Raw genomic sequence first — 23,055 nt, forward strand, 5'->3', positions numbered from 1 at the left:
AACCTATACATGCTAAGATCAATGCCATATTTTTTATTAAAATCTCGCTTTGGTACATCTCATGAGTAAAGCTTTACCTTTCGTTGTTGCAGCCGTTTTAGGTGGCGCAGCGCTCGTTCCTATTTACTACGCCACTAAAAACCCAACAACTGAGCTTGGTGCCAAAGCTGACAAAAATGCAGCACCCGTGGCAAAAATCAGTTATGCATTAGGCTATGAAGTTGCAAAACAAACACCACCCGAATTAGAAACCAGCGCATTTATCACAGGCTTCCGTGATGCACATGCACAAAAACCTGCTGCCTATACAGAAGAAGAGTTACAGGCAGCTTATGTTGAGTTCCAAAAAGAGCAACAACAAAAACAAATCGCTGAAACAAAAAAAACTGAAGCAACCAACAACAGCTTTTTAGCAGAAAACGCGAAAAAAGAAGGTGTGAAAACAACCGCTTCAGGCTTGCAATATAAAATCACCAAAGAAGGCACAGGTAAACAACCTGCTGCGACCTCTGTTGTGAAAGTTCATTACAAAGGCCAACTTACTGATGGTAAAGTTTTTGACAGCTCCTATGACCGCGGTGAGCCAATTGAATTCCCACTGAATCAAGTGATTCCTGGTTGGACTGAAGGCTTACAATTGATGAAAGAAGGCGGCAAAGCAACTTTTTATATTCCAGCAAACTTAGGTTATGGTGAACAGGGCGTCCCTGGTTCGATCCCACCAAATAGCACATTAATTTTTGATGTAGAATTAATCGCTGTTAAGTAAATGATCTTAAGGAGAGCCTATGCTCTCCTTTATTTTTGGAAAAAAGAATGAAAAGATTAGGTCTCATTTTAATTGCTTCAACCATCGGAACGGTTCAAGCAGCACCCATTACACTAAAAAGTCCACAAAAAGATCAACTCGGTTATAGTTACGGTTATTTCATGGGTAGAGGTAATGCCGAAACCTTAAAAGATTTGAATATTGAAACCTTTGCACAAGGTTTACAAGAAGCTGTACAGGGTAAAACGGCATCATTAACCGATGAAGAAATGACCAATGTTCTAAATCAATATAAAAAACGCCTAGAAGCCAAGCAACTGATTGAGTTTCAAGAACAAGCACAAAAAAATGATCAAGCAGGTAAAGCTTTTTTAGCTGAAAATGGCAAGAAAGCAGATATCGTGACCACGAAATCAGGCCTACAATACCAAGTGCTAGAACAAGGTAAAGGCAAGTCTCCGAAAGCAAGCTCTACAGTTAAAGTCAATTATGAAGGTCGTCTACTTGATGGCACCGTATTTGATAGTTCAATTGCACGTAACCATCCGCTTGAATTTAAACTGAGTCAAGTAATTTCGGGTTGGACCGAAGGTGTTCAAACCATGAAGGAAGGTGGTAAAACACGTTTCTTTATTCCAGCAAATCTAGCCTATGGTGATGTCGGTTCGGGTGATGCGATTGGGCCCAACAGCACTTTAATTTTTGATATCGAATTACTCGAAGTTAAATGATAAAAAACCCTCCAGTTGGAGGGTTTAATTTTTCCATGCGTTTAAGCTTTTAAATGTCTTGGACGGAAGCCCATAACCAACAATCCAACCACATAAGCCACCACACCAAGCACACATAAACCAGCCACTTCAGCAATACGTAGCCATTGTGAAATCTCGCCTTGATACCATGTTAAACCGTACCAAAGTGCTGCAATCATGGTGATATTGGCAACCCCATATTGCAATGCCAGTTTCTTCCAATGAGTCCCAAAACGATAAATATTACGTTTATGCAGATAGAAATACAGCATTCCCGCATTGACCAAAGCAGAACCAGAAGATGCTAATGCGAGTGCCATATGCTCGGCATGCCAGTCGATCAGTTTAAATAAACCAATAAAGATTACGTTTAGAATCGCATTGGCTGCGACGGCCATTAAACCTACACGGACTGGCGTTTTGGTATCTTGTTGCGCATAAAAACCTGGTGCGAAGACTTTAATCAACATGAATGAGATGACCCCTGCACTCATACATTGAAGCGCCAATGCTGTCATTCGCGTATCTTCCACCGTAAATTCACCGCGCTGGAACAAGGCCTGAATAATTGGTGTCGATAGCATAAATAATGCAATACTTGCTGGAATACCGACCAGCATAATAATCTTCGCAGCCCAATCAATCATTCCTCTAAATTTGGCTTGATCTTGCTCTGCATGACGTGCAGAAAGCGAAGGTAAAATCACCGTACCAATCGCCACACCAATCAATCCCAATGGCAACTCAGTCATACGCTCAGCACTGTATAGCCATGACACTGAACCATCTTGCATAAATGATGCCCAGATTGTATTGAGCAATAAGTTAATCTGAGTCACTGATACCCCAAACAAAGCAGGCAGCATCAGTTTTAAAATACGATCCACACCTTCATGTTTGAAGTCTACTTTCGGTGGAATCAATAAGTTCTTTTTCCATAATTCAGGAATCTGAATCGCCAGCTGTAAAACACCCGCAGCAACCACAGCCCAGCCCAAAGCCATGATTGGCTCTGCCATATACGGCGTTAACCACCACGCCCCTGCAATCATCGCCACATTCAGCAATACTGGAGAAAAAGCAGGTGAAGCAAATGAGCCATAGCTGTTTAAGATACTGCTGGCAAAAGCCGTCAACGACATAAACATCAGATATGGAATAGTTAGGCGGAACATATCGACAGCGAGATCAAATTTCTCTGGGTCATTATGGAAACCAGGTGCATATAAATAAATAATCGCAGGTGCAGCCACCATAGCAACAAAGGTCAATAACGACATGGCTGTAAGCAAACAGCCAAACACCCGACTAATTAAAATCTGGACTTCGGCATGGACACGACTGGTTTTATATTCTGTCAGGACAGGAATAAAGGCTTGAGAAAATGCCCCTTCTGCAAATAAGCGCCTGAAAAAGTTGGGAATACGAAAGGCGACAACGAAGGTATCGAAATCCTTACCTGCACCAAACACATTGAGTAGCACGACATCACGTACTAAGCCCAACACTCGAGATAACATCGTCATTGCACTGACAATTACAGTCGATCGCCACAATGCCATCGCATCCACCTACGGCTTATATTTTAAAAAGCGTTATTGTAATGAAAGTCCGAATAGATTTCGTTGTGAAATTATAAATCCGACAATGTTTTTTGGGCGAATTTTTGTTGGGACAATAAGTTCCGAAACAATTGCCAATCAAAATATAAGCCAGGATCGGTTTTTCGTTTTGGCGCAATGTCGGAATGACCTGCAATATGATTTTGAATTTTTGGATATGCTTGGCGTAAAGTATTCACAACCTCAACCAATGCCTGATATTGCTCAGATTCGAAAGGGAGATCATCACTTCCTTCCAGCTCTATCCCTATCGAATAATCATTGCATTCTTTCAATGCCAAATAGCTAGAACGGCCTGCGTGCCACGAACGGTCATTAAAATTCACAAACTGAATCACTTCACCTGTACGCAAAATCAATAGGTGCGCTGAAACTTTCATCCCCTCAATAGTTTGGAAATAAGGGTGTAATGACCAATCCAGCTGATTCTGAAAGAATTGTTGAATATAGCCACCACCAAACTGTGAAGGAGGCAAACTAATATTATGAATAACAATTAGTTGAATATCGGTATCTGTAGGTCGGACATTAAAATTAGGCGATGAAATTTGTGTTGCGCCTGCCAATATCCCATCTTGAACTTGAGTAAATCTAGATTGTTGCATGGTGACTCGAATCAGCAATTTAATATTTATCTTGCCCATTCTGACATGCTTTATCACGAATAATCGAGATGAAATACTTATTTTTTATGAGTAGAGTGCTAATATAACGCACAAGTTTTTTAGTCAAAAATATACTGGAAATGGTATGAGTATCCCTCAATCTTTGCTTGAACAATCTATTCAAATCAATATTCAACAAGCATTACAAGAAGATATTGGGGACGGCGATATTACCGCCATGCTCACACCTGAAGATGAACAAGCCACTGCAACCATTATTACACGTGAAGATATGGTGTTGGCGGGTCAACCTTGGGTCAATGCGTTAATTCAAGCCTATGACGGCACGGTTCAAATCACATGGCTCAAGCAAGAAGGCGAACATGTTGCGGCAAATGAAGCATTCTTAAAACTTGCGGGTTCTGCACGTAGTTTACTCACCGTAGAGCGCCCTGCTTTAAACTTTGTGCAAACCCTCTCAGCCGTAGCAACCAAAACGGCTAGCTATGTCCAACAGCTTGATGGTTTACACACTAAACTACTCGATACCCGTAAAACTTTGCCAGGTCTTCGTATTGCACAAAAATACGCGGTTGCTGTCGGCGGTGGTCAAAATCATCGTTTAGGTTTATTTGATGCATTTTTGATTAAAGAAAATCACATTATGGCAGCGGGTGGAATTACCCAAGCAATTGCCAAGGCGCACACCATTGCACCCGGTAAACCTGTAGAGGTTGAAGTTGAGACATGGGATGAGCTCAATCAAGCACTTGAAGCAGGTGCTGATATTGTCATGTTGGATAACTTTAGTCAGCAACAAATGATTGATGCGGTCAAACATGTGGCTGGCCGTTGTAAATTAGAGGCTTCTGGCAATATCACCATTGAAAATTTACGTGAAGTCGCAAGCACTGGCGTGGATTATATTTCAATGGGCGTATTGACCAAAGACGTACGCGCAGTTGATTTATCCATGCGTTTTAACGCTTAAGCCTGATCAAAGTCTTTTTCTTGCTTCACGGGCTTATGTTCTACTAGAGCCTCTACACCATTCAATTGTGTTGTTTCAACTTGCCACGCTGATTCGGCTTCGGTCGAATCAGTTGGACGAGGGTCAGCCGCCATTAAGACAAAAGTCACTGCGGTGAGCAAAACCAGAAATACTTGTAACATCGTTCTCCCCTAAAAGTTCTTACTTTTAATTTGTATCCAATCTATCAAAGCAACATGAGCCAAATCGGTGGGCTGTGTTATAGGCATGTAAATGCTCAGTGAGCTATTGTTGACGATGATGTGTTTGTGTCTACTTTCATTTCAATCTATGTAAGCTTAAAATGCTAAGCAGCTCAATTTATTAAAATAATAAATATGGATACCGTATTCGAAGCCGTATTTCATTTGCTGTTTAAGCTGTTCCGTTTTCTATTCATTGACCTGATCTTTGAAATTATTTTTGAAGGCTTGATCCGTAGCATTGGTTATGGAGTTGTACGTTGCTATCGCCTTGGACAGCCGGTAGATTTTGACAGCACTGAAGTATTTGTCGTCGGTTTTATCACGCTGCTCATATTGATATTTCTATGTATCTACTGGTTTTTACTACGATAATTTTCAACCCATAAAAAGCAGCCTAAGATTTACTTAGACTGCTGATTTAGCGTTAGCATTTAAAAGTTTTAGCTACCCGAAAAGCCCATATAAGGATCAGAAATTGAGTCCTCATTGGTTTCAATACGTCCAGCAAAGCGACGGCTATAGCTTGGATCATTTTCAATCGTAACGGTAAAATCGTACCAACCACCAAATTCAGTCATGTCCCAGCTCAGTTCTTTTTCAGTTGCAGCAGTTTCAATTTGCCAAGTCTTATTGGGTAAGTAGGCATTGGCTTTCACCACTAGTTTTGCTGTTTGTGTAGCGTCATTGCGGACTTTTAAGAAAATCTTTGGATCACACTCTTCCATACAGACACGAACTTCTGGAAGTGCTTGAATTTGTGCTGTCTGCGTTAGGTTACCCGTAAAGCTGCGATGGAAACCATTTGGTCCCAGTACCCATAAATCATATTGAGTGTCTTTGCTTTGCCAAACATCATCCAGTTGCTTGCCTGCTTCAACCATATAGCGGCGTGGAACTTCTTCTAAATTCAATTTGTCATAGACATGAAAGACGGCCGCATGAGTGCCCGTATTTGAGAATATCAATTTCACAGTTTTAGCCACAGCATCGACTTTAGCACTGGTATGCAAAATATAGGGTAGTGCACGCGATGGACGAATCCCCATCTCCTGAACAGGATACGTCTGGCTTAAAGGACGGCTGACCTGTGCCAACCCCTCTTGTGCTTTACGAATCGCATCGGCTTCTGCTTTGGTCTTCTTGCCCGATAAGTCCTGCAAAGGTAAGACATTCGGTGTTTTAAAATTGAATGCCGAGCTTAAATCACCACATACTGCACGACGATAGGGACTGATATTTGGTTCTTTCACATCAAAACATTGCTCCAAGAATCGGATCACGGAAGAGTGATCAAACACTTGAGAATTGACCCAACCACCACGACTCCACGGTGAAATGATATACATCGGCACACGAATACCCGGTCCATAGACCCCAACGCCATTACTGACTTCTGGATCGGTGAAATTAGGCTGCCCATTCGATGCTTTAGCATGCGTCGCATACTCATAGGACATCTGTTCTTTGCTGAGCGTGGATTTGCCATATACCATGCCTGATGCATCCATTGAAGGTGCACTTGGTGAAGGTACGTGGTCAAAGAAACCATCATTTTCGTCAAAATTGATCAAGAAAACGGTTTGGCTCCACAGCTCAGGACGCTCAGTCAGCGCATTGAGAACTTCTTGGATGTACCATGCCCCCTGCACTGGGCTTGATGGTCCTGGATGCTCACTATAGGTTGCGGGTGCGACCAACCAACTTACTTGCGGTAATTGACCTTTAGCAATGTCTTCTTTAAATGTCCCTAAGAAACCACCATCTGGCATGGTATTGGCAATACCTTTATACAAAGGTTGACTGGCATCAATTGCTGGATCATAAGCTGGGCAAATGGTGCTGTTATTGACTGGTTTACCTGATAACTCATTGGCGCGACGATACTTTTTAAATCCTGCTAAGGGATTATCAGTAAAGTTATCGGGCATGTTTTGATAAACTTTCCAACTTACGCCTGCTTGCTGTAAACGCTCTGGATAGGTGGTCCAGTCATAACCTGTGGTCGATGGGCCAATTGCATCCAGATCATTCACCACGCTGGCAACATTAGCACCTGTTGGACCATTGGTGCCCGTCCAGATAAACATACGATTTGAGTTAGTGCCTGTATGCATCGCACAGTGATAAGCATCACACAGGGTAAAGGCATTGGCTAAAGCAAACTGGAATTCAACTTCTTGTTGCTTGTAATAGCCCATCGACTGCGGTTCTTTATACTGCACCCAACTGCCCATTCGACCATGATCCCAAGCATATTGACCATCAGTCCATGAGTGCGGTGTACCACGGACACGCTGTGCATTACCGCGACTACTGTCTAAGTGATACGGATAGACCTTTTTCTTATTGGCATCATACTGTTCCCATACTTTACGACCTTGGCTTAAAGGAATGGTAAAACGGTCACCGAAACCTCGAACACCTTTTAGCGTCCCAAAATAATTATCAAAAGAACGATTTTCTTGGGTCAAAATCACCACATGTTTCACGTCTTTGATAGTGCCTGTTTCTACCTTGGCATCAATCGCAAGTGCCTTTTGAATACTCATTGGGAAACTGGTGAGTGCTGCTGTACCAAATAAGGCTTTGGTTGAATTTAATAAAAAATCACGACGATTCATTGGTTTATTTCCTTATTGTTCTTGTTTATGGCGCGCAGTGAATTTTGCATGTGGATGTTGGCGGCTTTGGATTTGGCGTAGCATTATTATTATCGCCATCACTGTCGTTACAGGCACTGAGTAACAAGCAACTGCTGCTGAGCAACGCTAAAAGGAAATTTCGCATTTGACTATCCGTTAAATATCAGTGCAGATAGTCAATACAATCTAAATGACAATTCGATGATGATTTGATCGCAATTCGATGACAAAAAATGAATAAAAAAAAGGCGGTCTAAAAAAACCAGACCGCCCGCACTATCAACTGGAACTTACCAACCGAGTGCCTGCTGTTGCTTCTGAATCAATTCCGCGATTCCTTTTTCTGCAAGCTCTAACATGGCATTACACTGCTGGCGCGTAAACGGTTTGTCTTCTGCCGTTCCTTGAATTTCAATAAATTCGCCCGCTTGTGTCATCACCACGTTTAAATCGGTTTGGCAATTTGAATCTTCTTCGTAGCATAAATCGAGTAAAACTTCGTCTTGATACATCCCGACTGAAATTGCTGCGACTAAACTTTTTAATGGATCCTGTTTAATTTTCTTGTTGCTGAGCAATACATTCATCGCATCAACCAAAGCCACTGCTGCGCCTGTAATTGCTGCTGTACGTGTTCCGCCATCCGCTTGAATCACATCACAGTCAATCGTGATGGTGTTCTCGCCTAATTTCTTCAAATCCACCATGGCACGTAAGCTACGACCAATTAAACGTTGGATTTCTTGCGTACGACCCGTTTGTTTACCGCGTGCTGCTTCACGATCACTGCGAGTATGCGTTGAGCGCGGTAACATGCCATATTCAGCCGTCACCCAACCTTGCCCTTGACCTTTCAAGAAACGAGGTACTGAGTTCTCAATGCTTGCGGTACACAACACTTTAGTATGACCAAACTCAACCAAAACTGAGCCTTCTGCGTAACGAGTAAAGTTACGGGTAATTTTGACCTCACGTAATTGGTCTAATGTTCTTTGGTCAATACGCATAACGATTCCTTAAAACTATGGCACAAATATCATTGCGCCATAGTATATCTCAATTACACGCCCTTCCAGTTTTACTTATTCGTTACAATTCACAGAATTAGTCATCGCTTAAGCAAACTTAAACTTCGATTTGAAATTCGTCCAAGTTTGCGCCACGTGTGCGGCCATATCATTCGGTAAAGAACATCTTGCTAAACGAACCCAAACCGTCCAGAACTGCTTCATAAAGTTAGCTTCGTTGTAGTTCACGCCATATTCAGCACATAAAGCTCTGATTTGTGGTGCAACTTGCTCATAACGATTGGCAGGCATATCTGGGAACAAATGATGCTCAATTTGATGGCTCAAATTACCACTCATAAAGTGCATCCATTTACCACCAGTAAAGTTGCTCGAACCACGAATCTGACGCAGATACCACTGCGCTTTGGTCTCATTCTCAGTATTGTCTGCTTCAAAGGTTTCCGCATCTTCAGTAAAGTGACCATTAAAAATCACGGCTGACGACCATAAATTACGAATGATGTTTGCAACTGCATTTCCAGCCAATACTGGAATAAAGTTAATCGTTGCAATTGCAGGGAAAAACACATAGTCCTTTAACACCTGACGTGTCGCTTTTTTACGAAAATCAGATGCATCCGCCCAAACCTGCTTCCAAGTTTTGGTTTTATACACTAACGCATCTTCCAAATGCAGGTTTTGTACCCCGACATACCATTGGAAAAAGAACATCAACTGTAAAGCCAACGGAATATTGGCCAAATGACGTACTTCCCATTTTTGATCTTCTGTTACTCGTAAAATGCCATAACCGACATCATGGTCTTTTCCAACAATGTTGGTATAGGTGTGATGCATATAATTATGGGTATAGCGCCAGTCATTGCCTGAACAGGTGTTATCCCAGTCGTAGTCTTCGCCACGCAAGCTTGGGTCATTCAACCAGTCAAACTGACCATGCATCACATTATGTCCAAGCTCCATGTTCTCGACGATTTTAGACACACCCAGCATGGCTGTCCCCAACAACCATACCGGTGGGATCCAGCCACCGAACATCAACATGCCGCGCGATGCGATTTCGGTATAACGTACGAAATTACGCACTTTATAGATATATTTTGAATCCTGCTCACCGAGATTTTGCATCACGTCTAAACGTATTTGCTCAACACGGCGACCAAACTCTTCGACTTGTTCTGGCGTTAAATGCGCTGACTTTGATACGGTTTTAAATTCTAATGCCATATTCATTGTACTAATCCTCAAATATCTTTGTTTTTATAGGTCAATCGTGACTGGGCTTAAGGCCTGGCTCACACATAACTTGATTGGACGATTCGGTTGATCATCAATTTCGCCGGTGATCACGTTCTGCGTCACACCACTGACTTTGGTACAGCTACAGCGGTTACATACACCCATACGGCAACCATGTTGTGGACGTAAACCTGCTTGTTCTGCACTACTTAATAGATTGGTCGTTGCAATAAAATTCTGTTGCGCACGACGGAAACTAACCGGTTGAGCTGCACTTGAATGCTCAATCTGGATCGGTTGGAAAAACTCTTGATGAAAATTTCCAGCTGCATCCTGTTGTGTATAAATGTCTTGCGCTTGGCGCATCATGCTGTGGTGACCACACGCATAAGCTTGCATCTCTTTAAAATTTGGGACCAATTTCTCTAACAATGCTGTATCTAAATGCTGTTTTTGCTCTGCGGTATTAAAGAAATGATAGTGCAACTGTGGATATTGCTCAGCCAAAGCTAAGATGTCCTGATGCAATACTTCGGCACGGTTAAAATAAACCACATGAACCTGTTCAAGCTGCTGTTGTAGCGCTTGCTGCAATAAAGAGTAAATCGCGGTAATCCCTGAACCTGAAGCAATCAGTAATGCTGGTTGCTGCCCTTGATGTAAGACGAAGTCACCTTGTGCCTGCGAGATCTCGAAACGATCACCTACACGCAATTGTTGTGCTGCTTTCGATACTACACCTTGGACTTTAATCCCAAGACGAATTTCGCCCTGTGGCGTGATATCAATAATTGAGTAACTACGTTGTTGATATACCCCATTGATCATCAAGGTAATCAAAACACTATGACCTGCTTGGACTTGGCTAAAATCAAAATTATGATTTGGCTTTACAGTCAATAACACCATATTCGAGCTGAGAGGCTGTACGGCGGTCACTTCTGCAAGAATGCGTTTCCAAGCAAAGGTTGGCTTTATTTTTTGCAAAATAAAATCAACAAAATCTTCTCGAATCCAATGTGGCTGATAACTTAACTCTGCGTTCATACGTTCCTCGTTTTGTATCTGGCTATTTATTTTGAGTGAACAAATGTTCGTGTAGTGAACATGTGTACACTATATTTATTTGTGTTCACTGAGTCAACACTTGTTCACTAATTTTTTGAATAATTTTTATACTTTTTAATAAGCCTTTAAAAACGAGGAAAAAATAAAGAAACTATCTTATGTATTAAGCTCGCCCCATGCATACACGAATGGACGAAAGATCAAAAACACTTGCATTTAGCAATGGACGAAGACTAAAAAGTTTCTGTTTTTTTTGCTAGACTCTGTTGTACGGTTTTAAGGGATCTTATTCATGTCGATTAGAGATGAACGAAAACAACAGAGTCGGCAGGCTCTACTGGATGCAGCACTTCATCTCAGCACTGCTGGGCGCTCATTTAGTAGTATTAGTTTGCGTGAAGTTGCTCGCGAGGTGGGTTTAGTCCCAACAGCGTTTTATCGTCATTTCCAAGATATGGATACACTGGGCCAAGAATTGGTTGATCAAGTCTCTTTACATTTAAAAAGCCTAATCCATCAATTAGGACAGAGTTATTTGAAACATAGTGGCAGTGCCAAAACCCGTACCAGTATTGAGTTGTTTGTGCAGGCCGTGAATCATAGCCCACAACAGTGGCAATTTATGATTGCAGAACGTTGGGGTGGATCAGAAACAGTACGCATTGCAATTGCACGTGAAATTGAGTTTCTGATTGAAGATCTCGCCATTGATCTATGCAAGCTCGAAACCTTCAAACACATTAAAGAAGCCAAAGACTTGCAAGTCTTGTCTACAATTTTGATTAATATGTCGTTTACATGGGCAATGACGTGGATCAATTTGCCAAAACAATTCACAATTGATCATCTACTCGAACAACAAAACTTATTTATCGACAATGCAGCGACTCAAGTCCGTTTACTCTTCAGTGGCATTTCTAACTGGGAACCACAAAACGCTTGACCTGATCCAAACCAAAGTTTGATATATAAAAGCATTGCTTAGCGTTATGATGCATTAGACACTAATGCAAACGCAGTCTAGAACACTATGAGGAGCTTATAAGCATCATGAATCCTGATCGTCATACTCAGTTCTTAATTCGTAAAGAAAAAATTTTGCAGGTTGCGGAAAAGCTATTATTAGAAAACAACCAAGAAATGACCCTAGATGAACTGGTTGCTGAACTGGATATTGCCAAGGGCACCTTATATAAACATTTCCGTAGCAAGAATGAGCTGTTGCTGGAACTGATTATTCAAAATGAAAAAGAAATCTTAAAAATTTCAGACAAATACAACACCGATGTCAAAGAATACGCACCGCGTTATATGCTTTATCATCTAACCTCACCTAGTCGTACCATTCTGCTGCACCAGCTAGAAGAACATCTGACCATGACTGAGTCGAAGTTAAAACATTTGTTTGATGAGCTTTATGCGATTCGTCAGCAGCGTATTGTTTCATTGAAAGATATGACTGAAAAATATTTAAAATCACAGAATTACGATATGTCGATTCGTGATTACCTGTCTTATATCTGGTCTTTGACCTATGGTGCAGCATTATTATTAAACTCAAGCTATTACCAGCGCTCGATTGGTTCGCGTGAGAAGTTGATTAATCTTTATGTGAACCAAGCTTTGTCTCTACCGACACAGAAAGTGCAGATCGATTTAAAAGATCTTCAGATTGACCAAAGCTAAATGAAAAAAAGGACTGTCACTACAGTCCTTTTTTATTGCAGGTCGACGTAAATTATTTGGCTTTACGCTCTTTTTCCAATAGGTAATCAACTACTTGGGTTACTTTACCATCTTCACCCTGCACCACATATTTACCATTCACAACTACAGCAGGGACACCCGTCAACTGATACTGCTGCGCCAATTTATTCGACTCAGCAATTTTTGCCGTAATTGGGAAGGAATTAAACATGCTGTTAAATTTCTGCTCAGGTACACCATAACGCGCAAAGAATTTTGCTTGAGAGGCTTGGTCAAAGATTTGCTGACCGCCTTCATGAATCGCATGGAACAATGGAATATGGGTTTTCTTGCGTACACCCAGTGCTTCTGAAACGTAATAACCACGTGCACCTTGTTCCCAGACTTTATTCATCGCCGCAGGGGTACGTAAGAAATAAACATCTTTTGGAATTTGCTTTAACCATGTTTGCATATGTGGTTCTAGCTTGAAGCAGTGCGGGCAGCCATACCAGAAGAACTCACGTACTTCGAGTTGTCCAGCAGGTGCTGAAGTTTTGCCTGGGTTGGCAATCACGGTATAGTCTTTACCGGCCACAAAATCTGCTGCCATCGCATTCATTGAGAATGCCAACGCAACTGCACTTAAACCACCTAATACTAACTTTTTCATTGGCTTTGCTTTTCCTCTAAGCATTTTTCGTAAGTTTATATGCTAAATATAAAACAAACACGAGCAATTCGTTTTGCTTCTGTGAAGTTTTTTATTGGATTTATCGCTTTTTTTGCCAGAATCGCTACACTACCAACAGATTAAACCGAAATAATCATCCTAATATAGAGGTGACACCATGTCGCAATTGAATGTTGACCCACAAGAAATCGCAAAATTTGAAGCATTGGCTGCCAAATGGTGGGATCAACATTCAGAATTCCGCCCGCTGCATCAAATCAATCCCTTACGTCTAAATTGGGTCGATGAACGTGTCGGTGGCTTGGCTGGCAAAAAAGTACTGGATGTCGGCTGTGGTGGTGGCATCTTGGCTGAAAGCATGGCACGTCGCGGAGCAGATGTCCTTGGCATCGATATGGGCGAAGCACCCCTTGCTGTAGGGCGTTTGCACGCAGAACAAGACAATGTACAAAACATTGAATATCGTCAAATTCCCGTTGAACAATTGGCACTAGAACAAGCAGGTCAATACGATGTAGTGACCTGTATGGAAATGATGGAACACGTGCCTGATCCAGCGTCAATCGTGAAAGCCTGCCAAACCTTGGTGAAGCCAGGCGGTCATGTGTTCTTCTCGACCATTAACCGTAATCCTAAATCGTATTTATTTGCGATTATTGGCGCGGAATACATCCTGCGTTTATTGCCTAAAGGCACGCATGATTATCATAAATTCATCCGCCCCTCAGAAATGGCGCATGATATCCGCAATGCGGGTTTAACGCTGAAAGAAATGATTGGTCTACATTATAATCCAATCACCAAACACTATTGGTTAGCACCCAATGTTGAAGTGAATTACATGGTGCATACCACCAATACAGGTGCCTAATGAAAGCGGTTTTATTTGATCTAGATGGCACATTAATTGACACTGCCGCAGACTTCATTCGTATCATTCAACAAATGTGTCGCGATGAACAACGACCTGTAGTTGATGCGGATACCATTCGTACTCAAGTATCGGAAGGTGCTCGTGCCATGGTGAAGCTGGTTTATCCTGAATTAGACGTCACAGACCCCGTGTTTTTGGCACATCGCCAACGTTTTTTAGATGTATATGGTGACAATATTGTGGTCGATACCGACCTGTTTGTCGGCATGTACCCATTACTTGAAGAACTGGAAGCACATCAAATTCCATGGGGCATTGTCACCAACAAACCTCGTGGTTTAAGTGAGTCTCTATTGGCAAAACTGGATCTGACTGAGCGTTGTGCAGTCTTAGTTTGCCCAGAAGATGTCAGCAAAACTAAACCTGATCCAGAACCGATGTATTTGGCTGCAAAGCAACTCGAGCTTGATGCGAAAGAGATTATCTATGTCGGTGATCATCCACGCGATATTGACGCAGGTCGTCATGCCGATATGTATACCATTTTGGCTGCTTACGGTTATTTGCCTGTCGAATCGCGCGATGATCTTGCAGCTTGGCAAGCCGATGCCATTATTCAAACCATTCCTGAACTGCATCAACTGATCAAACAGAAAATCACTGTATTGTCAGAAAATCAGGGTATGATGAATTAAACTTTTAAGATAAGAATAGGAGGCATAACAATGAAATACTCAGAATATCAACCTCGTCCAGATTTATTGAAAGATCGTATTATCCTGATCACAGGCGCTGGTGATGGGATTGGTCGTGCTGCTGCGATGAGTTATGCCCTGCATGGTGCAACCGTTGTATTACATGGTCGCACCTTGAATAAACTTGAAGTCATTTATGATGAAATTGAAGGCTTAGGCGCACCACAACCTGCAATTTTGCCGCTACAACTGTCGACTGCATCAACACATGATTATGAGTTGCTCGTAAGTACGCTGGAGCAACAGTTTGGTCGTTTGGATGGTATCTTGCATAACGCAGGCATGCTCGGTGATCGAGTGGAACTGGCACATTATCCTGTCGATGTTTGGGATGATGTACTCGCAGTGAATTTGCGTGCACCGTTTGCCCTCACTCAAGCCCTGTTGCCTTTACTGGAAAAATCTGAACATGCCTCAGTGGTGTTTACCAGTTCAAGCGTAGGCCGTGAAGCACGTGCACTTTGGGGTGCTTATTCAGTGTCTAAAGTGGCAACCGAAGCCATGAGCAAAATTTTTGCGGCAGAAAACACCTATCCAAACATTCGTTTTAACTGCATTAATCCAGGTGGTACTCGTACAGCCATGCGTGCGAAAGCCTATCCAGAGGAAGATCCAAAAGTCTTACCGACACCTGACAGCATTATGCCTGCCTATCTTTATCTGATGGGTGATGACAGTTTAGATATGAATGGCCAAAGTATTGATGCTCAAGCTTAATTCAACCCTTACAATAATTCTAAATAACATTGAACACTGACCTTAAAGCTGATTTTTTGAGAGAAATGTGTGGTGTATCTTCATTTTTTTAATGGAAGAATGAATCGATCTTCACAGTTTCTCTGCATTTTTAAGGTACAGTTTTCACATGAGAGACATCCGAAGTCAATAAGGTGCATCATGAAAAAATTTTTCATTATCTTGGTTTTAGGTTCGACAGTCCTGTTTAGTAGTATGGGGAGTTTTGCGGGCCCGCATGATCGTGACGATGATTCGCGCGGTGGCGGCTGGCAAGGTGGTCGTAACTTTGATCGCCCAGATGGTGAGAATCGTCAACGTGAACGCCGTATGCGCGAAGAACGTGGTGTAGAACGCCTTAAACAACATCGTTGGCAGGAAGGCTACGTCATGCCACAACACTATCGTGGTAACGGCTATAAAGTCGATTATAAAGACAGCAACCTGCCTCGCCCTGGTCGTAACGAACAGTGGTACAAGATCAATAATGACTATATTTTAGTCAACTCCGATGACAACAGTATTATCCGAATCATGGGCTTCTAAGTCCTTTTTGCTGGTTTGTCAGAATTAAAGTTGAATCGTTGCTTTAGGAATTGATTTATCTTTTGATTTTTTTCGTTAGAATCAGAGCAAGTGCTGCATATCTGAGATCAACATGGCGAAGCAAATGACTGAAAATTCACATAGTACAACAAAAGATTATGTGCATTGGTTTCGCCACTCCGCACCCTATATCAATGCACACCGTGATAAAACCTTTGTTTTGATGTTCTCTGGTGAAGCAGTCCAACACGAAAATTTCCAACACATCATCCATGATATTGCCCTATTACATTCTTTAGGGATTCGTTTAATTTTAGTTTACGGCGCACGTCCGCAAATTAATCAAAATCTGCTTGAACGCAATATTGAAACACCTTTCCATCAAAGTCGTCGCATTACCACACGCGAATCCTTACGCGGTGTCATGAATGCGGTTGGTTCCATTCGTCTAGAAATTGAAGCCCTACTCTCCATGGGTTTGGCAAATTCACCGATGTATGGTGCTCGCATTGATGTCGTTTCTGGCAATTTTGTGACAGCAAAACCTTATGGGATTCGCGATGGCATCGACTTCCAACTGACAGGTGAAGTCCGTTCCATTGATACCGATGCCATTCAACGTCATTTAGACAATCACAATATTGTTTTGCTTGGACCAACAGGTTATTCGACCACAGGTGAAGTATTTAATTTACTGGCCGAAGACGTCGCCACCAAAACAGCGACAGCCTTAAAAGCAGATAAACTGATCTTCTTGGGCGAAAAACAAGGCTTGATGAATGAACAGCAACAGTTATTACGTGAATTAAGTCCACGCCAGCTAGAACCCTATATTCAACAAAACCAACAACAATACCCAGAATTTGCCTTACACCTCAAACAAGCGCAACAGGCCTCTTTATCTGGCGTACATCGTGTACATTTGATTTCATATGCTTATGACGGCGCACTGATTGAAGAACTATTCACTCGCGATGGTATTGGTACCTTGATCACAGATGCTCACTATGAAGAAGTTCGAATTGCCAATATTCACGATGTTGGTGGTTTGATTAGTCTTCTGCGTCCGCTGGAACAGGAAGGAATTCTGGTTTATCGCTCTCGCGAACGCCTTGAAAGTGAAATTGAGCATTTTGCAGTGATTGAACGCGACGGTATGATTTTAGCGTGTGCAGCACTGTACCCAATTCCCGCAGGATCAGATGAAATTCGCTCTGCTGAAATTGCCTGCGTCGCAGTGGACTCAAGTTATCGAAAATCCAATCGTGGTAGCCAAATTTTGCAATTTTTGGAAAGTAGAGCCAAACAGCAAGGGATTCAGCGACTGTTTGTGCTGACCACTAGAACTGCTCACTGGTTTTTAGAGCAAGGCTTTAGCCCTGCCAGCGTAGATGATTTACCCAATGCCCGCCAAGCACTGTATAACTATCAACGTAATTCTCTCGTTTTTAAAAAAGCATTGTAGTCATCACAACGGATACTGAAGGAGATATTTTTATTTTTGATAAAGATATCTCTACTTCATCATTATCTCTGCTTAAGTGAATATGAAGAATAAATACACCAATCGACAAAATAAAAAATAATCTAATTAAAAACAATATTTTATTCAAAAAAAACTATTCAACACTTATTCAATCTATCGATAAGATTATGCAATTTTCTATTTTGCACTTTTCAGCATAAGCAAAGCCCGATTACTTATTTTTTATGCAATAAAAAAAGTTTTAGTTTAGTTGCTCATCTTATTTAAATCTTTTGATTTGTCGGGGAGCACAACCAACATGGCCATTTCAATCAATCGTTCATGGGCAACATATAGCATCATCGCAGCAAGTCTTGCTAGCCTGATGGGTGTTGCAGGTTGTGCAAAAAAACCAGAGCAGCAAGAGACAACAAAACAAGAAACCACAACATTAAATATCGGCTTTCAAAAGTATGGCATCTTGCCGATTCTCAAAGCAAAGGGTGAATTAGAAAAAAATCTTGCTGCTCAAGGCGTAAATGTTAAGTGGGTTGAATTTCCTGCAGGTCCACAGCTGTTAGAAGGCTTAAATGTCGGTAGTGTGGTTTTTGGTGAGGCAGGTGAAGCACCGCCGATCTTTGCACAAGCAGCTAACCCCAATTTAGTTTATGTCGCCAACCAACCTGCGGCACCAAATGCGGAAGCTTTAATTGTACAAAAAGATTCACCAATCCAATCAATCCAAGATCTGAAAGGTAAACGTGTCGCGCTGAATAAAGGCTCGAATGTTCATTACCTGTTGCTCAAACTATTAGAAGCGAACAATCTCAGCTTGAAAGATATTCAACCTGTTTATCTACCGCCTGCGGACGCACGTGCAGCTTTTGAGAAAGGTGCAGTAGATGCTTGGGTGATTTGGGATCCATTCTTCGCTGCAGCAGAACATCAGATTCATGCGCGCGTAATCGCAACGGGTGAACACTTAGTCAGTAATCACCAATTTTATTTAGCCGATCGCCAATTTGCCGAAAGTCATCCTGAAGCACTAAAAACGCTGGTCAGTACACTCAATCAAACAACAGATTGGGTCAAAACACATCCAGACGATGCAGCCAAATTACTCGAAAAACCAACTGCACTTGAGTTTGATGTCCTAAAAAGTTCAATTTCGCGTATGGGCTTTGGGGTTCAACCAATTTCTGAAAAAGTCGCAAAAGAACAGCAATATGTAGCCGATGCTTTCTTTGCGCAGAAACTGATTCCGAAGCAGCTTGTGATCCAAGATGCCGTATTAAAGAACGATGTTAAATAATTGAGGATCACCATGAAGTTGTTATCTAAAGTTTCTGTTTTGGGCCTACTGATCTCTACATTTTCACTGAGTGGTTGCCAGAAGCCAGAGCAAACGACGGAGAAAGCGGCTTCAGCAACTGAAAATACGGCTGTCAAAACCCTATCCATTGGCTTCCAGAAGTCCTCCCTCAATTTATTAGTTGCCAAACAACAAAAGCTATTTGAGCAAGCATTTCCGAATGCCAAAATTGAATGGCGAGAATTTCCAGCAGGCCCACAAATGCTTGAAGCACTTGCAGTGGGTGCCGTAGATTTCGGTTATGTCGGCAATACACCACCGATTTTTGCTCAGGCTGCAGCTAAACCGTTGAGCTATGTGGCATATGAAGTCGTTGCGCCAACAGGACAGGCTGTTTTGGTACATGGCAACGATAAAATAAACAGCCTTCAAGATTTAAAAGGCAAACGTATCGCAGTACAAAAAGGCTCCAGTGCTCACGAACTTTTGGCAAAAACCTTGCAGAAAGCTGGTCTATCTTGGCAAGACATTCAACCAATCTGGTTACCTCCTGCCGATGCACGTGCAGCTTTTGACAAACAGGCCGTTGATGCATGGGCAATTTGGGAACCCTACTTAGGGACAGCAGAACTGCAAGGTCATACCAAAACCTTGGTCGATGGCTCTGCTTTTCCGACCACTTATTCTTTTTATATTGGTAATCCTGATTTTATTAAAAATCATCCCGATTCAGCGCAGAAATTCATTCACAGCGTGAATAACGCAGATCAATGGATTGTGCAACACCAAGATCAAGCCTTACAGATTTATGCACAAAGTACAGGTCTCAGCATCCCTGTAGCTAAACAAGTACTCAACAAACGTCCTAAACCTTCACCTGTATATGCACTCAACAGTGAAGTGATTAAAAGCCAGCAACAAATTGCCGACTTATTTAAACAAGAGCAGCTCATTCCTGCGCAAATCGATATTCAGCACAGTGTCTGGTCTGCCCAATAAACATTGATTTCATTTTCATAAGGAACATCGACATGAATATTTTCTGGTTTATCCCCACTCATGGTGACAGTCGTTATTTAGGCACCAGCAAGGGTGCTCGTCAGGTCGATCATGCTTATATGAAACAGATTGCAGTTGCCGTGGATAATCTGGGTTATGCAGGCGTACTCATTCCAACAGGACGCTCTTGTGAAGATCCTTGGATTACAGCAGCCAGTTTAATTGATGCAACGACCCAGCTTAAGTTCTTAGTCGCACTTCGTCCAGGGCTTACCACACCAGCACTTGCTGCACGTATGGCAGCAACTTTTGATCGTCTTTCTAATGGCCGTATCCTGCTCAACCTTGTCACTGGTGGCGATGAACAGGAATTAAAAGGTGATGGACTATATGAAGATCACAGTACCCGTTATCAAACGGCCTCTGAATATGTCAAAATCTGGCGCGAAATTCTCACTCGCTCACATACGGGTGAATCGTTTAGCTTTCACGGTGAACGTCTCAGTGTGGATGATGCCAAACTGCTCTATCCACCCGTACAAAAACCTTATCCACCGCTTTGGTTCGGTGGCTCATCAGAAGCCGCAACCGAACTTGCGGCTGAGCAAGTTGATACCTATTTGACTTGGGGTGAACCTCCTGCTGCAGTGAAAGAAAAGATTGAATACTTACGTGCCAAAGCGGCGGCCAAAGGTCGTACCTTGAATTATGGTATTCGCTTACACGTGATTGTACGCGAGACCAATGAACAGGCTTGGGCCGCTGCAGATGAGCTAATTCAATACCTAGATGATGCAACCATTGCCGCTGCACAGAAGAAATTTGCACAAATGGATTCAGTGGGTCAGAAACGTATGGCTGCTTTACATGGCGGTCGTAAAGATCAACTTGAAGTATCACCGAACCTATGGGCTGGCATCGGCTTAGTCCGCGGTGGTGCAGGGACAGCTCTGGTGGGTGACCCAGAAACCGTTGCTGCACGAATTCAAGAATATGCGGATTTGGGTATTGATACCTTTATTTTCTCAGGTTACCCACATTTGGAAGAGTCAATTCGCTTTGCCGAATTGGTGTTCCCTTTACTGCCACTCAAAACCCGTGAAAAACTGGCGCAACCACATTTAACTGGACCTTTCGGAGAAATTATTGCCAATAACTATGTCCCTGAAACCAAGCAAGCTAAAACCTTGATCAAGGAGGATGCATGAGTGCAAAACCTTTTTTGAATGATGTTTCACGTGGAACAAAAAAAATAGGCAAAGGGCTGCTGCCTTGGCTATTTCCAATTCTGCTGATTCTGATCTGGCAAGCAGCTTCAAGCTCTGGCTTATTGCAAAGCAGAGTATTGCCAGCTCCAACTGCTGTCGTGAGTGCCTTCTGGCACTTACTCATCAGTGGTGAACTTTGGCAGCATGTCAAAGTCAGTGCTGGTCGCGCCTTACTCGGCTTATTGATTGGTGGTGGCTTAGGATTAGTTTTGGGACTATTAAATGGTTCATCCCGTATTGCCTCAACCTTGCTCGATACCACCTTGCAAATGATCCGTAACATCCCTGCACTAGCACTGATTCCACTGGTGATTTTATGGTTTGGGATTGATGAAACTGCCAAGTTATTTTTAGTGGCCGTCGGTGTGTTTTTTCCAATGTATATCAATACCTATCATGGTATCCGCTCGGTCGACCCACAATTGATTGAAATGGGAAAAAGTTACGGACTGAATCGTTGGCAGTTATATAGAGATATTATTTTACCCGGTGCAATGCCCTCAATTTTAGTTGGGCTACGTTTCTCTTTAGGTCTGGTTTGGGTATTGTTGATCGTAGCAGAAACAATCTCTGCACAAGCGGGGATTGGCTATATGACCATGAATGCACGTGAGTTTTTGCAAACAGATATCGTTTTGGTGGGTATTTTACTGTATGCCTTGCTCGGAAAACTAGCAGATGTATTGGCTCAAGTGTTGGAACGTTATCTACTGCGTTGGCATGCAGGTTATCAAAAATAATAAGGACATCAAGATGAGTAACTTAAATTTAAACTTCTACGATAACAACCTGATTCAGCCAGTTGCCGAACCAGAAGCCGTAACCACATCAGACAATGGCGCTCATATTCTGATTGAGCAGCTGTATAAATTTTATGGTGAGGTCAAAGTCCTTGAAGACCTTGATCTGAATATCCAAGCGGGTGAATTTGTGGCGATTGTTGGCCGTAGTGGTTGTGGTAAAAGTACCCTGCTCCGTTTGATTGCCCAACTCGAAAAAGCCAGTTATGGCGAAATCAAATTCCAGTCTGCCCGCAATTTTCGTGAAGGGATTACCAACGATGATATCCGTGTCATGTTTCAAGATCCACGTTTATTGCCTTGGAAAAGTGTTTTACACAATGTTCAGCTTGGTTTGCCTAAAAATCAGCATCTGCTTGCAGAAGCGTTGCTGGAGAAAGTCGGTTTAAAAGACAAGGCGACACAATGGCCTGCTCAGCTTTCTGGCGGTCAACGCCAACGCGCAGCGCTTGCGCGGGCGCTTTCCCATACACCCCGTATTTTGTTGTTAGATGAACCCCTCGGTGCTTTAGATGCATTGACCCGTTTAGAAATGCAGAGCTTGATTGAACGGCTTTGGAAAGAGCAAGGCTTTACCGCGATTCTGGTCACACATGATGTCAGTGAAGCGGTGCAATTGGCTGATCGGATTATTCTTTTGGATCAAGGGCATATCGCCCATAATTTTCAGGTGAATCTGCCACGTCCACGTAAAAAAAGTATTGCATTCGCTCAACTCGAGCAACAAGTCCTCGATGCGGTTTTAGCCACCTAAAGCCGCTTGAGCAAGTATTGAAAAAACATAAAACTAAGCAAAAATTACCTGTCTGATTTAATCAATTGAAAATGAATTATTTACAAAATATGTATAAGCTTTTTTAGATTTCAATAATTATCAAATACATCCTCAACACTGGCCCAAAAAGTCTATTTTTTTCGATAAAAAAAATTTGTTATTGTGCACAAATCCGACAATTT

General features: G+C 42.3%; 24 protein-coding genes. 16 read left to right on the forward strand and 8 right to left on the reverse strand.

The annotated features are described in order from the left end of the window. The first annotated feature begins 61 nt into the window (after window positions 1-61). Both F3J02_RS16665 and F3J02_RS16670 read left to right on the forward strand, forming a co-directional pair. Complete coding sequence (locus F3J02_RS16665) at window positions 62-769, forward strand: FKBP-type peptidyl-prolyl cis-trans isomerase (protein WP_167251065.1); 708 nt, start codon at window positions 62-64, stop codon at window positions 767-769. A gap of 47 nt (window positions 770-816) precedes the next feature. Continuing rightward, window positions 817-1,500 carry an FKBP-type peptidyl-prolyl cis-trans isomerase gene (locus tag F3J02_RS16670; RefSeq protein ID WP_167251067.1) on the forward strand — a complete coding sequence of 228 codons (684 nt, stop codon included), beginning with the start codon at window positions 817-819 and terminating at the stop codon, window positions 1,498-1,500. A gap of 41 nt (window positions 1,501-1,541) precedes the next feature. Here F3J02_RS16670 and murJ read toward each other — a convergent pair whose 3' ends face one another. Beyond that, window positions 1,542-3,092, reverse strand: coding sequence for a murein biosynthesis integral membrane protein MurJ (murJ, locus tag F3J02_RS16675; protein ID WP_323127328.1), 1,551 nt, complete (start codon window positions 3,090-3,092; stop codon window positions 1,542-1,544). Between the two features lie 62 nt (window positions 3,093-3,154). Continuing rightward, entirely contained in the window at window positions 3,155-3,748 is a 594-nt protein-coding gene (gene ampD, locus F3J02_RS16680) for a 1,6-anhydro-N-acetylmuramyl-L-alanine amidase AmpD (RefSeq protein WP_167251128.1), read from the reverse strand. Window positions 3,749-3,893: 145 nt separating this feature from the next. Here ampD and nadC point away from each other — a divergent pair, with 145 nt between their 5' ends. Next, window positions 3,894-4,739, forward strand: coding sequence for a carboxylating nicotinate-nucleotide diphosphorylase (gene nadC, locus F3J02_RS16685; RefSeq protein WP_167251071.1), 846 nt, complete (start codon window positions 3,894-3,896; stop codon window positions 4,737-4,739). Here nadC and F3J02_RS16690 read toward each other — a convergent pair. Next, on the reverse strand, window positions 4,736-4,921 hold the full coding sequence (locus F3J02_RS16690) for a hypothetical protein (RefSeq protein ID WP_167251073.1): 186 nt from the start codon (window positions 4,919-4,921) through the stop codon (window positions 4,736-4,738). The two genes, nadC and F3J02_RS16690, sit on opposite strands and share 4 nt — an antisense overlap. Before the next feature lie 195 nt (window positions 4,922-5,116). Here F3J02_RS16690 and F3J02_RS16695 point away from each other — a divergent pair, with 195 nt between their 5' ends. Next, on the forward strand, window positions 5,117-5,356 hold the full coding sequence (locus tag F3J02_RS16695; protein WP_167251075.1) for a hypothetical protein: 240 nt from the start codon (window positions 5,117-5,119) through the stop codon (window positions 5,354-5,356). Between the two features lie 68 nt (window positions 5,357-5,424). On the opposite strand, the gene F3J02_RS16700 is transcribed toward F3J02_RS16695, so the two are convergent. The 4 genes from F3J02_RS16700 to F3J02_RS16715 all read right to left on the reverse strand — a co-directional run bounded on the left by F3J02_RS16700 (window position 5,425) and on the right by F3J02_RS16715 (window position 10,943). After that, on the reverse strand, window positions 5,425-7,605 hold the full coding sequence (locus tag F3J02_RS16700) for a phosphocholine-specific phospholipase C (protein WP_167251077.1): 2,181 nt from the start codon (window positions 7,603-7,605) through the stop codon (window positions 5,425-5,427). 311 nt (window positions 7,606-7,916) lie between these two features. Next, window positions 7,917-8,633, reverse strand: coding sequence for a ribonuclease PH (gene rph / locus F3J02_RS16705; RefSeq protein WP_004801766.1), 717 nt, complete (start codon window positions 8,631-8,633; stop codon window positions 7,917-7,919). A gap of 108 nt (window positions 8,634-8,741) precedes the next feature. Then, window positions 8,742-9,884 (reverse strand): fatty acid desaturase family protein, encoded by a 1,143-nt coding sequence (locus tag F3J02_RS16710; protein ID WP_171526168.1) that lies wholly within the window; start codon window positions 9,882-9,884, stop codon window positions 8,742-8,744. A 33-nt stretch (window positions 9,885-9,917) separates the two neighbouring features. Beyond that, window positions 9,918-10,943 (reverse strand): flavin reductase family protein, encoded by a 1,026-nt coding sequence (locus tag F3J02_RS16715; protein WP_167251081.1) that lies wholly within the window; start codon window positions 10,941-10,943, stop codon window positions 9,918-9,920. Window positions 10,944-11,256: 313 nt separating this feature from the next. On the opposite strand from F3J02_RS16715, the gene F3J02_RS16720 reads away from it, so the two are divergent. Further along, window positions 11,257-11,907, forward strand: a complete 651-nt coding sequence (locus F3J02_RS16720) for a TetR family transcriptional regulator (RefSeq protein ID WP_004801762.1) — start codon at window positions 11,257-11,259, stop codon at window positions 11,905-11,907. A gap of 107 nt (window positions 11,908-12,014) precedes the next feature. Then, window positions 12,015-12,650 (forward strand): TetR/AcrR family transcriptional regulator, encoded by a 636-nt coding sequence (locus F3J02_RS16725; protein ID WP_167251083.1) that lies wholly within the window; start codon window positions 12,015-12,017, stop codon window positions 12,648-12,650. A 52-nt stretch (window positions 12,651-12,702) separates the two neighbouring features. On the opposite strand, the gene F3J02_RS16730 is transcribed toward F3J02_RS16725, so the two are convergent. Further along, a complete protein-coding gene (locus tag F3J02_RS16730; RefSeq protein WP_005186400.1) occupies window positions 12,703-13,323 on the reverse strand; it encodes a thiol:disulfide interchange protein DsbA/DsbL in 621 nt (206 codons plus the stop codon). Window positions 13,324-13,501: 178 nt separating this feature from the next. Here F3J02_RS16730 and ubiG point away from each other — a divergent pair, with 178 nt between their 5' ends. From ubiG to F3J02_RS16780, 10 genes are all read left to right on the forward strand, one after another. Next, window positions 13,502-14,215 (forward strand): bifunctional 2-polyprenyl-6-hydroxyphenol methylase/3-demethylubiquinol 3-O-methyltransferase UbiG, encoded by a 714-nt coding sequence (ubiG, locus tag F3J02_RS16735; RefSeq protein ID WP_167251085.1) that lies wholly within the window; start codon window positions 13,502-13,504, stop codon window positions 14,213-14,215. Then, on the forward strand, window positions 14,215-14,913 hold the full coding sequence (locus F3J02_RS16740) for an HAD family hydrolase (protein ID WP_159885629.1): 699 nt from the start codon (window positions 14,215-14,217) through the stop codon (window positions 14,911-14,913). The genes ubiG and F3J02_RS16740 overlap by 1 nt, the downstream gene beginning before the upstream one ends. Window positions 14,914-14,943: 30 nt before the next feature. Further along, entirely contained in the window at window positions 14,944-15,690 is a 747-nt protein-coding gene (locus F3J02_RS16745; RefSeq protein WP_004656765.1) for a YciK family oxidoreductase, read from the forward strand. A 180-nt stretch (window positions 15,691-15,870) separates the two neighbouring features. Then, a complete protein-coding gene (locus F3J02_RS16750) occupies window positions 15,871-16,254 on the forward strand; it encodes an RcnB family protein (protein WP_005186388.1) in 384 nt (127 codons plus the stop codon). A gap of 112 nt (window positions 16,255-16,366) precedes the next feature. Further along, entirely contained in the window at window positions 16,367-17,719 is a 1,353-nt protein-coding gene (gene argA, locus F3J02_RS16755) for an amino-acid N-acetyltransferase (protein WP_167251087.1), read from the forward strand. A 319-nt stretch (window positions 17,720-18,038) separates the two neighbouring features. Continuing rightward, window positions 18,039-19,031, forward strand: a complete 993-nt coding sequence (locus F3J02_RS16760; protein WP_167251089.1) for a sulfonate ABC transporter substrate-binding protein — start codon at window positions 18,039-18,041, stop codon at window positions 19,029-19,031. Between the two features lie 12 nt (window positions 19,032-19,043). Then, complete coding sequence (locus tag F3J02_RS16765; protein WP_167251091.1) at window positions 19,044-20,030, forward strand: aliphatic sulfonate ABC transporter substrate-binding protein; 987 nt, start codon at window positions 19,044-19,046, stop codon at window positions 20,028-20,030. A 32-nt stretch (window positions 20,031-20,062) separates the two neighbouring features. Next, window positions 20,063-21,238 (forward strand): FMNH2-dependent alkanesulfonate monooxygenase, encoded by a 1,176-nt coding sequence (ssuD, locus tag F3J02_RS16770; protein ID WP_167251092.1) that lies wholly within the window; start codon window positions 20,063-20,065, stop codon window positions 21,236-21,238. Next, window positions 21,235-22,038 (forward strand): aliphatic sulfonate ABC transporter permease SsuC, encoded by an 804-nt coding sequence (gene ssuC / locus F3J02_RS16775; protein ID WP_167251094.1) that lies wholly within the window; start codon window positions 21,235-21,237, stop codon window positions 22,036-22,038. Before ssuD ends, ssuC begins: the two co-directional genes overlap by 4 nt. A 13-nt stretch (window positions 22,039-22,051) precedes the next feature. Further along, window positions 22,052-22,852: an ATP-binding cassette domain-containing protein gene (locus F3J02_RS16780; protein WP_167251096.1), complete on the forward strand. Its 801-nt coding sequence runs from the start codon at window positions 22,052-22,054 to the stop codon at window positions 22,850-22,852. The last annotated feature ends 203 nt before the right edge of the window (window positions 22,853-23,055 follow it).

Source organism: Acinetobacter sp. Tr-809, from assembly GCF_011753255.1.
In the GTDB taxonomy this organism is placed as follows: domain Bacteria; phylum Pseudomonadota; class Gammaproteobacteria; order Pseudomonadales; family Moraxellaceae; genus Acinetobacter.